Origin of the sequence: Rhizobium freirei PRF 81 (genome assembly GCF_000359745.1) — a bacterium.
GTDB lineage: Bacteria > Pseudomonadota > Alphaproteobacteria > Rhizobiales > Rhizobiaceae > Rhizobium > Rhizobium freirei.
In genome coordinates, this window is record NZ_AQHN01000019.1 from 1 (window position 1) to 243 (window position 243).

A 243-nucleotide genomic window follows, 5' to 3' on the forward strand; every position below is an offset into this window, starting at 1 on the left:
CTAGGGTGAAAACCCAATCACCTTGTTGATTATATTTTGCCTTTTTGATTCAATGTACTTGTTTGAAGGAGATTGGATCATGGCAGGGGAATTCTGGCTGGATGATTATCAATGGGCAGCGATTGAACCGCTGTTACCGACGAACCAACCCGGAGCGCACCGCACCAACGACCGCCGCGTGATCAGTGGCATCATCCATGTATTGAAGTCTGGCTGCCGCTGGCAGGACTGCCCAGCCTGTTA

Annotated in this window: 1 protein-coding gene; it reads left to right on the forward strand. The window is 50.6% G+C overall.

Annotated features, from left to right (window positions below):
- Positions 1-79: 79 nt before the first annotated feature.
- The coding region (locus tag RHSP_RS33385; protein WP_157385311.1) for a transposase at positions 80-243 on the forward strand (164 nt) is incomplete at its 3' end.